Raw genomic sequence first — 13,437 nt, 5'->3', positions numbered from 1 at the left:
GCAGCGATCTGCGGTTCGGACGCCGCCTGCCGCATTTGCTGCACCCGTCCTCGCGCAGGCGGTGTTCGCCGTGCGCTCCTACGCAGCGCCGAACCACAGCGCAGCGCCCGCATGCTGAAGCCCAACTTCGAGCGCCGCCTGCTGCTCGATGCCGCCCTGCTGTTGCTGCCGGCCGTACTCTGCATCGGCCTGCTGCTGTGGCTGCCCGCCGACACCCTGAGCCGGCTGCGCACGCCGCTGCTGGTCAGCGCCGCCATCGCCAGCCTGCTGCTGGCCCTGCGCCTGAAGCAGCGCGTGGTCTACCCGCTGTACACGCTTGCCAACCTGCTCGAAGCCCTGCGCGAAGGCGACTTCAGCCTGCGCGGTTCGCGCGCCCAGCGCGGCGATGCGATCGGTGAAGTGATCTGGGAGGTCAATGCGCTGTCCGCCACCCTGCGCGAGCAGCGCCTGAAAGTGGAGGAATCGAGCGCGCTGCTGGCCAAAGTGATCGAAGCCATCGACATCGCCCTCTTCAGCTTCGACGCCGATTCGCGCCTGCAGCTGGTCAACGCCGCCGGCCTGCGACTGCTCGGCCGCAGCCACGCGGCTGGCCGCAGTGCCGCCGAACTTGGCTTGGAGGACTGCCTCGCCGTGGAAACCGCCGCGGTGCTGAAGCGCAGCTTTGGCGGTAGCGAAGGCCGCTTCGACGTGCGTCGCTTCCGCTTTCGCTCGGCCGGCCGCCCGCAGGACCTGCTGGTGATCACCGACCTCTCGCGCGCCCTGCGCGAAGAAGAGCGCCAAGCCTGGCAGCGCCTGATCCGCGTGCTCGGCCATGAGCTGAACAATTCGCTGGCGCCGATCAAATCGATGGCCGGCACCCTGGTGCGCGTGCTGGCGCGCGAGCCCCTGCCCGAAGACTGGCGCGAGGACGTCGACGCCGGCCTGCAGGTGATCGGCGACCGTGCCGAAGCCCTGAACCGCTTCATGATCGGCTACACCGCGCTCGCCCGCCTGCCGCCGCCGCAGCGCCGCGAGGTCGAGCTGGCCCCGCTGCTGCGGCGCGTCGCCGCCCTCGAACAGCGCGTGCCGGTCAAGCTCGGCGCCCTGCCCGAGCTGCGCTTCGCTGCCGACCCCGACCAGCTGGAGCAGGCGCTGATCAACCTGGTCAAGAACGCCGCCGAGGCCAGCCTGGCCCAGCATGGTGGCGTCGAAATCCGCGCCCGCGCCGAAGGCAGCCAAGTGCACATCGAAATCCTCGACGAGGGCCTGGGCCTGTCCGGCAGCGACAACCTGTTCGTGCCCTTCTTCACCACCAAGCCCGGCGGCTCCGGCATCGGCCTGGTGCTGGCCCGCCAGATCGTCGAAGGCCACGGCGGGCGGCTGACGCTGCGCAATCGCGATGATGCTCGCGGCTGTCGGGCGGAGGTGTGGCTGGAGAGCGGGGATTCGGGATTGGGGAGTGGGGAGTGAGCTGCCGAATGCTGCGGCGACCGTTGGCCGCGCGGCGTTCGCGCACTGGATGTGTTGGGTACGCGTGGAACCGGGCGAACGCGCCGGCGTAAACCCTCTGCGCAGAAGCGCGCGCAGCAACCGGATCGACACGCGGAATTCGCGAAGCGCGGCCTAGGCTTGCCGCCGCCTGAGTCTGGTGGCGTGGTCGCAATCCGCCTCACCGCACTCCGACACGGACCGCAACGCGGACCGCCACCCACGAGTGACCCAGGCTGCCGTTGCCACGGCCCTCGGCTTCATGGCGAACGGGCCGGCAGTCGGCACAGCCTCAACACCATCGCCTGGCCGGGCTCAGCCCGACCCACACAGCCGGGCCCGCAGCAGCCGGTCGCATTCACCAACTCATCAAGGAGCAAACACATGACCACGCGACAACGGATGATCGCGCTTGCGCTGACGCTCGCGCTCGGCGCCCCGGCGGCAGCGGGCGCACAGGACATCGGCTTCAACTACATCGAGGGCGGCATCGTCGGCGCCTTCGTCAACGACGTGGAGGGCGCTGGTACCTTCACGGGCAGCGGCACCCCGCTCGAACTCGAAGCGGATGCAGGTGGCGGTGTTTTCATCGGTGGCGCATGGCAGTTCAGCGAGAACATGCACGTGTTCGGCGAGTACTCCAACGCCGGCCAGGAGCTGGAGGTCAGAGGCGGCCCCGAGACGATCGACGGTGAGTTCGACGTCGTTCGCTGGCGCATCGGCGTCGGCTACGCGCACGCGCTTTCGCCGCGCACCAGTCTCTACGGGCGCCTCAGTTTCGACAGCGCCGAGCTGAAGAATCTAGAAGTCGCCAACTTCCGTTTCCCGGCCGACGGCGGCGAAGATGGCTTTGGCAGCGAGGTCGGCGTGATCTGGGCAGCGAGCCCGAGCGTCCACCTGCAGGGCCACGCGCGCTACACCTCGGTGGGCGACGTCGCCACCGAGGGCTCCGATGTCTTCGACGCCGACGTCCTGGTCGGCCTGAGCGGCCGCTGGTACGTCCGTCCCAAGGTCGCAGTATTCGCCGGCTACGAGCTGGGCAAGATCACGACCTTGAGCGTGGGTGCGCGCTACGCGTTCTGATGCGGCCAACGCGCGTACCCAATGCGCTTGCCGCCTGCCTCGCGAGGTCAGCTTGACTTCGCGGGGTGGAGGTTGGTGAGGTGGGTTGATCGGGAATCCGGGGCCTTTATCGGTAAGGCCCCGCGGGCTGCCGACGAGGCGCACCCCGAGAGAAACTGCACCCTTGGGACTCGCTAGCCGCCCCGCGAAGACTGGCTGTGTGCAGGAGCGAGCTCGTCGCGACCCGCAGGGTGGACACAGAGCGGCGGCCGCGGTCGCCCGCGAGCGCGCACCTGCCGACAGCGCGAGCGTGTGAGCCCTGCTCTCGTGAAGCACACCCGATCCACCGCGCCGGGCTGGGAAGCGCTCAACAAGCAGACCTCTCGCCCGACCTCCCTCACCGTCGCCCCCGCGAAGGCGGGGGCCCAGATGCGAGGCCCCGATTCTGGAAACCCGTCCCTGCCTCCGCGAGGACAGGCTCCTCGCGGGGATGACGAACCGATGTTTCTTGAAGAACACCCGATCCGCGACGCGGGGCTGGGAAGCGCTCAAGACCCCGACGGGCTCAGGCACGCCTTCATCAAGCAGATCAGGACGGTCGTCGCTGCCGCGCTGGCAGGGCGGCGCCGGGAGCAGCTGCGCGTTCGTGAGGAAGACGACAGCCGCGTGGGCTGTCACTGTAATCTCGGGCCGCTTTGCGTTGGCGCTTGCGCAGGAGTGAGTCGCTGCGGAGGTTCGATGTGCCAGTCCACACTCCATTCTTGTTCGATGACACGAAGTGCTCCGCATGAGTGAACGAAGCTCGGGCGCGAGAGGCGAGGCGGAGTCGCCGCTGCATGGCGCCGCGTGGTGCAACGAGTGGCGGCGCCTTCGTCGCCTGGTTTCGCGCGGGCACGATGTCAATTTCCGAGATGACATCGGCGAGACCCCGCTGCACGGCGCGGCGGCTTGGGGCAACCGCACGGCGGTGCGCACCTTGCTGAAGCTCGGCGCACGGCATGATCTGGTGTCGACCGACGGCATGACCGCGCTGCACTGGGCTGCGGGTTGGGGGAATCTCGGTGTTGTGCGTGCGCTTGTTCGTGCGGGTGCGGACACGAAGATCCCGGATGCTCATGGACTCACGCCCGCGCAGCTCGCGGCCTCACGCGGCAAGGCGAAGGTCGCTGCGTGGCTCGCGGCTCTGGACGCTTGAAGGTGAAGGCGCGAGCTGGGTTGCTTCCAAGGCGCAGGAAGCGCCTCGGGCGCCGTCGATGTCAGCATGTCGCTCACGCCAACGGTTGGCGCCAAGGAGGACTCAGGTGGATCTGGCTACGAAATCGGACGCTGACATCCTGTCGGTGGCGAACCCCATCATGGACAACCTGATGGAGGCATCCACGGCCATCGATTACGACCGGCACATCCGCGACTTCACCGATCGCCTCAAGCAGCGCCTGTCCAGGCAGCAGCTGGAGTGGATCTGTCAGGACTACCAGAGCACCAAGGGCTACTTCGCCGAGCGGGAGTTCGTCGCGGTCTTTCGTCGCCCGGATTCGGTCGCGGTGGTCTGGAAGCAGCGCTTCACCCGGCAGCCCGGTGACTTTGTGGCCGAGATGGTGCTGCTGCAGCAGGGCGGCCGCTATCTGGTCGACCATGTCATGGTGTTCTAGGTGGCTTCACTCGGTCGTTTGCGATGCTGCGTCCTTGCCCTATCCCCAATCCCAACCCGGGCATTGAGCCCCGCTTGAGACAGCCCCGGCACGCTGACGTCACTGGTTCAACGACGGAGGCTCGGACATGTGGCGCAGGCGATGGGTGCGATGGGTGGCGGGCTTGGCTTCGGTGCCGCTGCTGCTGGTTTTGGGACTGTGGGTCTGGTGGGCGGGCATCGACTTCAGCCACAGCGTCGCCAATCCGCAGGCGACGCGCGCCGATCTTGCCTGGCTGCCGACGGGGCCGGCGCCGACACGCGGCCGCATCCTTGCGGTGCTGACCAGTGCCGAGCGCACCCTGGTCGGTCAGGGGCGCGCTGGCTTCGAGCTCACCGAGCTGTCGCGCGCCTGGTGGGTGTTCGAGGCCGCGGGCTTCGAGGTCGAACTGGCCAGTCCCGAGGGCGGGGCGCCGCCCAAGGTGGTCGACACCGATGATGCGGTGGATGCCGACTACGCCTTCCTCAACGAGTCGCGCACGCGTGAAGCGATCGAGCACACGCTGCGCCTCGACGCGGTCGATCCGGCCCGCTACGACGCCGTCTATGTGGTCGGGGGCAAGGGTGCGATGCTGGACCTGCACGGCAACGCAGCGCTGAAGCGCATCCTCGCCGAGGTCTACACCCGCGGCGGCGTGATCAGCGCCGTCTGCCACGGCCCGGCGGCCCTGCTTGGCGTCGAGATCGCGCCGGGGAAGACCCTGCTGCAGGGCCGCAGCGTCACCGGCTTCAGCAACGCCGAGGAGCTGTTCCTGATGGAGGACCCCGTGCAGCGCCTGGGCTTTCTGCTGCAGGATGCGCTGGCCGATGAGGGCGAGTTCAGCGAGGCGCCGATGTACCTCGAGCATGTGGTTGTGGATGGTCGCGTCATTACCGGCCAGAACCCGTGGTCGACCTGGGCGCTCGCCGAGGCGACGGTGCGAGCGCTCGGCGTGGAGCCCGCCGTGCGTCCGCGCAGCAGCGAAGAGCGCGCGGTCGATCTGCTGCAGCGCCTGCACGCCGAGGGCTACGACGCCGCGCGCGCCGCCAAGCCGGGGCTCGGGCCGGTCGATAACCGCCTGCTGCTGATGCACGGCCTGATCGCTTCGATGCGCGGCGAGTACAAGCGCATGTTCGATCTGATGCGGCTTGCGCGTGCCTGAGCGGCCCAAGGAGCGCCTGCGCGTGCCCGAGCGTCCGCCAGAGCTTCTGCGCGTGCTGCTGGTCGAGGATGACCTCGACATCGCAGCGGGCCTGGTCGACTACTTCGAGGCGCGCGGCATCGAGGCCGAGCATGCCTTCAACGCCCGCGAGGCGCAGGCGCGTCTGCTCGAGGGCCGCTTCGACCTCTGGCTGTTCGATGTGCAGCTGCCCGGCGAGGACGGCTTCAGCCTGTGTCGCCGGCTCAAGGCGCTGCAGCCCGACAGTGCGCCGGTGCTGTTCTTGACCGCTCGTGGCGCGCTCGCCGATCGGCTGGCCGGTTTCGAGGCCGGCGCGCTCGACTACGTGATCAAGCCCTTCGAGCCGGCCGAACTGGTTGCGCGCATTCGTGCACTGGCGAAGCACGTGCCGGCGCGCGCGGGCGGCTGGATCGTGGTCGATGACTGGCGCCTCGACCCGCAGCGCGGCTTGCTCGAGCGTGCCGGTACGCAGCTGCAGCTTTCGGCGTCTGCGGCCCGACTGCTTCGCTGCCTGCTGCAGGCCAGCCCCGGCTGCGTCAGCCGCGCCGAGTTGGGCGAAGCGCTGTGGGGTGAGGCGGGCGAGGACGACGACCTGCGCACCCATCTCTACGCCCTGCGCCGCAGCCTGCGCGAGGCTTTCGGCGAGGCCCCCATCCACAGTGAGCGCGGCCTCGGCGTGCGCTTCGGCGGAACCGCATGAGGCCGCGCTCGCTCAAGCGTGTGTTGGGCGTGCAGTGGGCGCTGTTCGGCGGTGCGCTGCTGCTGGGCCTGTGCACGCTGGCTGCAGTGGCGCTGTACGTGCTGGAGGACAGCTTCATCGACGCCCGCCTGTTGGCGGCCGAGCGCGCCCTGGCCGGGGAGCGTGAACCGCTGCCGCAGGTGCAGCTGTGGCGGCTCGATGCGTTCCCGGCAGCGAAGCGGGAGCGCCTCGCCGCGCTGAAGCCCGGGGCGCTGCGCGAGTTCCGCCTCGACAAGGACCGCTATGTGCATCTGCGCGCGCTGGCGGCCGATGCCGAGGGGCCGCGCTTCCTCGTGTTCAATGCGCAGGAGGAAATGCGCGTCAGCGAAGCCCTGTGGCGGGCCGCGCCGGTGCTTGCCGTGCTGCTCGCGATTCTGCTGCTGCATGCCGCCTGGCTCGCGCGGCGCTTTGTTGGCCGCATCGAGGGCGCGGCCACGGGTCTGCTGCAGGCGCTGGAGCGCGAGCCCAGTGCGTCGTCGCTGCGTAACGCGGCCGATACCCAGCCTGTCGCCGAGTTCCAGCGCTTTGGCCATGCACTGGCCGATGCCCTGGATGCGCGGCTTGCGGCCTTGAAGCGTGAGGAGGAGACCCTGCGCTTTCTCGCCCATGAGCTGCGCACGCCGCTGCAGAGTGCGCGGCTCGCCATGGCGGCGCTGGGTGAACAGATCGAAGCGCCCGCGGAGGCTCGCCTGCGTCGTGCCCTGCAGCGGCTGGAGCGCGCCAGCGCGGCGGTGCTGTGGCTGGGCGAGTCGACGCCGGTCGCCGAGGCCCTCGACGTGGAGCCGATGCTCTCGACGCTCGTTGACGAGTTCGCCCCGCTGGCCTCAAGGCGCGGCCAGCACTTCGTGCTCGCGGGCGATGCGGACGTGCGCTGGGCGCTGCCCCCGGCGGGCATCGAGGCTGTGCTGGGCAATCTGTTGGTCAACGCGATCCAGCACGGCGCGCCGGGCGCGATCGAGATCCAACTGGACGCCGAGCGGATCGCGTTCCGGAACGCGGTCCCTGGGGGCGAGAGCCACTCGGGCTTCGGCCTGGGCCTTGAACTGGCACGTCGGCTGCTGGCGAAGATCGAATGGACACTGGTGGCGCGCATCGACCGCGCTGCTGCGGAGCTCATCTTGTGTCCCATGGCGAAGACTGCCGGCGTGTGATCCGTTCCGGTCCAGGGTCGCCTGCGCTTGCGCAGGAAAGCGGGGTGGCGCACTCAGGGTTGCGCTACGCGAAGGGGCTTGGTGCGCGACACGCGCACCCTATGCGCACGTCTGGGCTGGCTTGTTTGGCGCGCGGCGTCAATCGAATCCGTAGGGTGCGCGTGTCGCGCACCGTATGCGCGCAGCACGTTCCGCTTGGTTCGGGGCGTGGCGTCGCTCGAACTTGTAGGGTGCGCATGTCGCGCGCCGATCGCTATGGGCCGCGCCGTGCGTGCGTCGAGCTCCTTGCGTCAGATCTGCCATAGAACCCTCGATTGAGCCTCGCTTGAGGTGCGCAGCGCAGCCTTCACCTGCCGCGACTGGTGCGGCCATCGGCAAGGACTGCACATGAATCAGCACACCGCGCGCTGTGCGACTGTAGAAGGTGAGCGTCTTCCAACCCGGGTCAAAGGCGAATGGCGCGCCTTCCTTGCACGCATGCTGCGTCACCCGCGCATCGTCGGTGCTATTGCGCCTTCCAGCGAAGCGCTGGCTCGGGCGATGCTCAGGGCCGCAATGCCGCTGCAGGGGGCAGTGCTGGAGCTCGGCGCCGGCACCGGTGTATTCAGTCGCACCCTGCTGCGGGCGGGCTTGGCGCCCGAGGCGCTATACGTGGTCGAGCGTCTGCCCGAATTCGCCGCAGCCCTGCGCTCTCAACTCCCCGCGGTGCAGGTGATGGAACTTGATGCGGCCGAGCTGCAGCCCGCGCAGTTCGCACACGCGCCGGTCACAGTGGTGTCTGGCCTGCCGCTACGCGCGATGAGCGAGACTCAGGTCGAGGCGATTCTGCGGGCCGTGCTCGACTGCTGCCGGCCGGATCTGCGCTTTGTTCAATTCAGCTACGGATGGCGCTGCCCGGTGCCTGGGTCGATCCGGGCGCGTCTGGGTCTGCGCGCCGAGCGCATGCGCTGGGTGCCATGGAATCTTCCGCCGGCCTGGGTGTGGCGGCTGCAGCGTGACGCGGCTGCAGGGTAGTGCGTCGCAAGCCGTCTGCCGCCGGCGGCGGCGCCAGCGTTCGCGCCTCTCGAAAGCGGGCGTGCTGAAGCCTGGGCGGCCGGACCGGAACGCGCCGAATCAGCCCAGCGCGTCCTGCACCGTCAGCCACTCTTCCTCGAGCGCATCGCGTTCACCGCGCAGCTTGCCTTGGGTCTGTACCAGCTTCTGGATCTCGGCCTTGTCGCCGGCATAGAGCGCCGGGTCAGCCAGGCGGCTGTCGATCTCCACCAGCTCGCGGCCGATCTTCTCCAGCCGTGTTTCGATGGCCTTGATGCGGTTGCGCAGCGGCTTCTCGCGCTCGCGCTGCTCGGCGGCGCTGCGGCGGCGGTCGGCCTTCGATTCGCTTGATTCGCCCTCGGATTCGATGGGCTTGGCCACGCCGGCGGTAATGGCCGAGGCGCCCTTGCGCAGCCAGGCCGCGTAGTCGTCCAGGTCGCCCTCGAAGGGCGCGACCTGACCGTCGGCGACGCGCCACCAGCTGTCGCAGACCAGGCCCAGCAGATGGCGGTCGTGGCTGACCAGCAGGATCGCGCCCGGGAACTCGGCCAGCGCATCGGCGAGGGCCTCGCGCATGTCCAGGTCGAGGTGGTTGGTGGGCTCGTCAAGCAGCAGCAGATTCGGCTTGCGCCAGGCGATCAGGGCCAGCGCCAGGCGCGCGCGCTCACCGCCGGAGAAGCCGTCGACCGGCTCGAACACGCGGTCGCCGGCGAAGTTCCAGCCGCCCAGATAGGCACGCAGCTGGGCCTCGCCCACGCCCGCCGCGATCTCGGCCAGATGCTGCAGCGGGCTGTGGCCTTCGGTGAGCTGCTCGACCGTGTGCTGGCTGAAGTAGCCGATGTTGAGTTCGAGATGGGCCGCGCGCTCACCCTTGAGGGGGGCGATCTCGGCGGCGAGGTTCTTCACCAGGGTCGACTTGCCGGCGCCATTGCGGCCGAGCAGGCCGATGCGGTCGCCGGGCTCCAGGCTGAACTTCACCCCGCGCAGGATGGTGGTGTCGCCATAGCCGGCGTCGACCTGGTCCAGCCGCAGCAGGGGCGTGGGCAGCTTGGCCGGCTCGGCGAAGCTGAACTCGAAGCCGCGCTCGGCGCGCACGGCCTCGGTGCCGGCCAGCTTTTCCAGGCGCTTGACCCGCGACTGTGCCTGCTTGGCCTTGCTGGCCTTGGCCTTGAAGCGGTCGATGAAGGCCTTGAGCTTGGCGCGCTCGGCCTGCTCGCGCTCGAAGGCGATCTGCTGCTGGCGCAGCTGCTCGGCGCGCTGGCGTTCGAAGCTGGTGTAGTCGCCGCTGTACAGGCGCCCGGTGCCGCCGTGGAGGTGCAGGGTGTGGGTGGCGATGCCGTCGAGGAACTCGCGGTCGTGCGAGATCACCAGCACGGTGCCGGCGAAGCGCTTCAGCCATTCCTCCAGCCACAGGACGGCGTCGAGGTCGAGGTGGTTGGTGGGCTCGTCGAGCAGCAGCAGGTCGGCGGGCGTCATCAGCGTGCGCGCGAGGTTCAGGCGCACCCGCCAGCCGCCGGAGAAGCTGGCCACCGGGCGATCATGGGTATCGGCCGGAAAGCCAAGCCCGTGCAGCAGGCGGCCGGCGCGGGCGCGGGCGTCGTAGCCGCCGAGCTCCTCGATGCGCTGGTGCGCGGTGGCCGCGGCCTCATGGTCGCCGCGCGCTTCGGCTTCGCTGGCCGCGCGCAGGGCCTCCGCGACAGGCCTGTCGCCACCGAGCACGAAGTCGAGCGCGGGGTCGGGCAAGGAGGGCGTTTCCTGGGCGACGGCCGCCATGCGCAAGCCGCCGGGCAGGTCGATATCGCCGGCGTCCGGCTCCAGTTCGCCCTGGACGGCGGCGAACAGGGTGGATTTGCCGCAGCCATTGCGGCCGATCACGCCCACCCGCCAGCCGGCGTGCAGGGCGGCATCGAGGCCGGAGATCAGCAGGCGTTCGCCGCGGCGCAGGGCGAGGTTACGGAAGGCGATCATGGGCAGCAGCGGCTCGCGCGATCGACAGGCCAGAAAGAACAAAGGCCGGAACTCGCGTTCCGGCCTTTGTGAATGGTGGCTCCCGAGGCCCGACTCGAACGGGCGACCCTCTGATTAACAGTCAGATGCTCTAACCGGCTGAGCTACTCGGGAACAGAGCCGCGCATTGTAGTCAGTCCGCGGCCGCGGTCAAGCCCTCTCTTGCGCGAGTCCCCGTCAGCCGCAGCCACCGCCGATCGACTCCGGGCGGGCCTGCCGCAGGCGTCCGGTGTTGTTCAGCACCAGCGCGCCCAGCAGGCGGCCGTCCTCGCTGCAGATGCGCAGGCTCAGGTTGCTGGCACCGCTGCCGCCATTGGGCCGGAACATCGCCATCGGTCGCTGCGCGCTGCTGCGGACGCGCAGGCGCGGCGAGGATTCGCGCTGCACGCGTTCGATCGCCTCGCCAGCATCACGCGCACCGTTGCGATTGGAGTCGACGAACACCAGCCAGCCGTCGTCCCAGACCCCGCCGCTGCGACAGCTCAACCCGTCGGAAGTCGGGCAGATCGCCGCCGGCCGGCCGCGGGTTACGGCCAGAGTTCGAGCGTGATGGAACCCGCCCATCAGCTGGTGCTGCGCGGCGATGAAGCCCTGCCGTTCGATCATCTGGCGGAAACTCGGCAGGGCAATGCCGAGCACGATGCCAGCCACGGTTATCGTCATCAGCAGCTCGATCAGGCTGAAGCCCCTGATCGAGCGATACGCGAATCCGATACGCATAAGGACAGCCTCCCCGAAACGTCGGCGGCGAAGGGCCGCGCTCGACGGAGCACAGTGTCGGCAGCGGCTCGTCTCGGCGGAATCGGAAGCGGCTCCGCGTGCGGGTAGGAGTTTTGCCAATGCGTGTTTGGGAAGCCTCGGAGTGGCCTGGCCCTCCGCTGGCCTCACGCTGCTGTCAGTACAGTGTCAGCATCCGGGAGCCAGACTTGCGCGGTTCGCCTGCAGCGCCGAGCCTCAGCAGATTCCCGATTCCCGATTCCCGATTCCCGATTCCCGATTCCCGAACCCCGATCCTGCCAGAGGCCCATGAACCGTCCGGAAGCCGCCAACATCCCCTTCGAACTTGTCTCGCCCTACCAGCCCTCGGGCGATCAGCCGCTGGCGATCGCGCGCCTGGTCGAAGGTTTCGAGGATGGGCTCGCGCACCAGACCCTGCTGGGCGTGACCGGCTCGGGCAAGACCTACACCATCGCCAATGTCATCGCGCAGATCCAGAAGCCCACCCTGGTGCTGGCGCCAAACAAGACGCTGGCCGCCCAGCTCTACGGCGAGTTCAAGCAGTTCTTCCCGAACAACGCGGTCGAGTACTTCGTCAGCTATTACGACTACTACCAGCCCGAGGCCTACGTTGTTTCCAGCGACACCTTCATCGAAAAGGACAGCTCGATCAACGAGCACATCGAGCAGATGCGGCTGTCGGCGACCAAGGCCCTGCTGGAGCGACGTGATGCGCTGATCGTCGCCTCGGTGTCTGCGATCTACGGTCTGGGCGATCCCAACGAATACTTCCAGATGGTGCTGCACATGGTGCGCGGCGAGCGCATCGACCAGCGCGAGCTGATCCGCCGCCTGACCGAGCTGCAGTACACCCGCAACGAGTTCGACCTGCGCCGCGGCACCTACCGCGTGCGCGGCGAGGTCATCGACGTGCATCCGGCCGAAAGCGACAGCGAGGCCGTGCGCATCGAGCTGTTCGACGGCGAGATCGAGCAAATCTCGCTGTTCGATCCCTTGACGGGCGAAGTGCAGCGGCGGGTGCCGCGCTACACGATCTACCCCAAGACCCACTACGTCACCACCCGCCGCACCGTGCTGGAGGCGATGGAGGCGATCAAGGTCGAACTGGCCGAGCGGCTGGAGTGGTTCTACGCCAACAACAAGCTGCTGGAGGCCCAGCGCCTGCAGCAGCGCACCACCTTCGATCTGGAAATGATGGGCGAGATTGGCTTCTGCCAGGGCATCGAGAACTACTCGCGCCACCTGACTGGGCGCATGCCCGGCGAGGCGCCGCCCTGCCTGTTCGACTACCTGCCGCCCGATGCGCTGCTGGTGGTCGACGAATCGCATGTCACCGTTCCGCAGATTGGCGGCATGTACAAGGGCGATCGCGCGCGCAAGGAAACCCTGGTGGAGTACGGCTTCCGCCTGCCCAGCGCGCTCGACAACCGCCCGCTGAAGTTCGAGGAATGGGAGCGCCGCGCGCCACGCAGCATCTTCGTCTCGGCGACGCCGGCCAAGTACGAGCTGGAGAAGTCGCACGGCAACATCGTCGAGCTGGTGGTGCGGCCGACCGGCCTGGTGGATCCCGAGGTGGAAGTGCGGCCGGTGCGCACCCAGGTCGACGACCTGCTGTCGGAGATCCACGAGCGGGTCGGCTGGGGCGATCGTGTGCTGGTCACCACGCTCACCAAACGCATGGCCGAGAACCTCACGGAGTACCTCGGCGAGCACGGCTGCAAGGTGCGCTACCTGCACGCCGACGTCGACACCGTCGAGCGCATGGAGATCATCCGCGACCTGCGCCTCGGCGTGTTCGACGTGCTGGTCGGCATCAACCTGCTGCGCGAGGGCCTGGACATGCCGGAAGTCTCGCTGGTCGCCATCCTCGACGCCGACAAGGAGGGCTATCTGCGCTCGGCGCCTTCGCTGATCCAGACGATCGGCCGCGCCGCCCGCAATGTGCGCGGCAAGGCCATCCTCTACGCCGACCGCATCACCGGCTCGATGGAAACCGCGATGGGCGAGACCGCGCGCCGCCGCGACAAGCAGATCGCCTACAACGCCGAGCACGGCATCACGCCCAAGACCATCGTCTCGCGCATCAACGACGTCATGGAAGGCGCGCGCAGCGAGCCGGCGGAGGCCAAGAAGGGTCGCGGGCGCACCACCGCCAGCGAGCGCCGCGTCGCCGAACCGCGCGATGACTACCGGCAGATGAACCCTGAGCAGATCGGCGTCGTGCTGAAGAAGCTCGAAGCGCAGATGTACAAGCACGCCAAGGACCTGGAGTTCGAGGAAGCCGGCAAGCTCCGCGACGAAATCCGCCGCATCAAGTCCGAAGGGCTGGTGGGGTGAGACGGCGCGTTTGCGCGGCATGCCGCGCGCGCCGTCGAACGCCCGAGCGCTGTG

At 68.7% G+C, this 13,437-nt stretch carries 11 protein-coding genes and 1 tRNA gene; 9 read left to right on the top strand and 3 right to left on the bottom strand.

The window, feature by feature from the left end; all coding sequences use genetic code 11:
* Positions 1-111 precede the first annotated feature (111 nt).
* The 8 genes from Q0654_RS17420 to Q0654_RS17385 all read left to right on the top strand — a co-directional run bounded on the left by Q0654_RS17420 (position 112) and on the right by Q0654_RS17385 (position 8,283).
* Positions 112-1,449, top strand: a complete 1,338-nt coding sequence (locus Q0654_RS17420) for an ATP-binding protein (RefSeq protein ID WP_298856241.1) — start codon at positions 112-114, stop codon at positions 1,447-1,449.
* Positions 1,450-1,851: 402 nt separating this feature from the next.
* A complete protein-coding gene (locus Q0654_RS17415) occupies positions 1,852-2,550 on the top strand; it encodes an outer membrane beta-barrel protein (protein WP_298856240.1) in 699 nt (232 codons plus the stop codon).
* Between the two features lie 766 nt (positions 2,551-3,316).
* Positions 3,317-3,724, top strand: a complete 408-nt coding sequence (locus tag Q0654_RS17410) for an ankyrin repeat domain-containing protein (protein ID WP_298856239.1) — start codon at positions 3,317-3,319, stop codon at positions 3,722-3,724.
* Positions 3,725-3,830: 106 nt separating this feature from the next.
* Positions 3,831-4,181, top strand: a complete 351-nt coding sequence (locus Q0654_RS17405) for a hypothetical protein (protein ID WP_298856238.1) — start codon at positions 3,831-3,833, stop codon at positions 4,179-4,181.
* Between the two features lie 127 nt (positions 4,182-4,308).
* Positions 4,309-5,361, top strand: a complete 1,053-nt coding sequence (locus Q0654_RS17400) for a type 1 glutamine amidotransferase domain-containing protein (RefSeq protein WP_298856237.1) — start codon at positions 4,309-4,311, stop codon at positions 5,359-5,361.
* A gap of 22 nt (positions 5,362-5,383) precedes the next feature.
* On the top strand, positions 5,384-6,079 hold the full coding sequence (locus tag Q0654_RS17395; RefSeq protein WP_298856236.1) for a response regulator transcription factor: 696 nt from the start codon (positions 5,384-5,386) through the stop codon (positions 6,077-6,079).
* The gene (locus Q0654_RS17390) at positions 6,076-7,269 is read left to right on the top strand and encodes a HAMP domain-containing sensor histidine kinase (RefSeq protein ID WP_298856235.1); all 1,194 of its coding nucleotides are present in this window, start codon (positions 6,076-6,078) and stop codon (positions 7,267-7,269) included. The genes Q0654_RS17395 and Q0654_RS17390 overlap by 4 nt, the downstream gene beginning before the upstream one ends.
* A 387-nt stretch (positions 7,270-7,656) precedes the next feature.
* The gene (locus Q0654_RS17385) at positions 7,657-8,283 is read left to right on the top strand and encodes a methyltransferase domain-containing protein (RefSeq protein ID WP_298856234.1); all 627 of its coding nucleotides are present in this window, start codon (positions 7,657-7,659) and stop codon (positions 8,281-8,283) included.
* A gap of 99 nt (positions 8,284-8,382) precedes the next feature.
* Here the strand turns inward: Q0654_RS17385 and Q0654_RS17380 are convergent, their stop codons facing one another.
* The 3 genes from Q0654_RS17380 to Q0654_RS17370 form a co-directional block, all read right to left on the bottom strand.
* Complete coding sequence (locus Q0654_RS17380) at positions 8,383-10,269, bottom strand: ATP-binding cassette domain-containing protein (RefSeq protein WP_298856233.1); 1,887 nt, start codon at positions 10,267-10,269, stop codon at positions 8,383-8,385.
* 76 nt (positions 10,270-10,345) lie between these two features.
* Positions 10,346-10,422: transfer RNA gene (locus tag Q0654_RS17375), tRNA-Asn, on the bottom strand.
* Between the two features lie 63 nt (positions 10,423-10,485).
* Positions 10,486-11,028, bottom strand: a complete 543-nt coding sequence (locus Q0654_RS17370) for a GspH/FimT family pseudopilin (RefSeq protein ID WP_298856232.1) — start codon at positions 11,026-11,028, stop codon at positions 10,486-10,488.
* 306 nt (positions 11,029-11,334) lie between these two features.
* On the opposite strand from Q0654_RS17370, the gene uvrB reads away from it, so the two are divergent.
* Positions 11,335-13,383 carry an excinuclease ABC subunit UvrB gene (uvrB, locus tag Q0654_RS17365; protein ID WP_298856229.1) on the top strand — a complete coding sequence of 683 codons (2,049 nt, stop codon included), beginning with the start codon at positions 11,335-11,337 and terminating at the stop codon, positions 13,381-13,383.
* The last annotated feature ends 54 nt before the right edge of the window (positions 13,384-13,437 follow it).

It is taken from the genome of uncultured Aquimonas sp., assembly GCF_937888285.1.
Lineage (GTDB): Bacteria > Pseudomonadota > Gammaproteobacteria > Xanthomonadales > Xanthomonadaceae > Aquimonas.
Note: the sequence above shows the minus strand (reverse complement) of the source record. Positions and strands in the feature narration are given on the sequence as shown.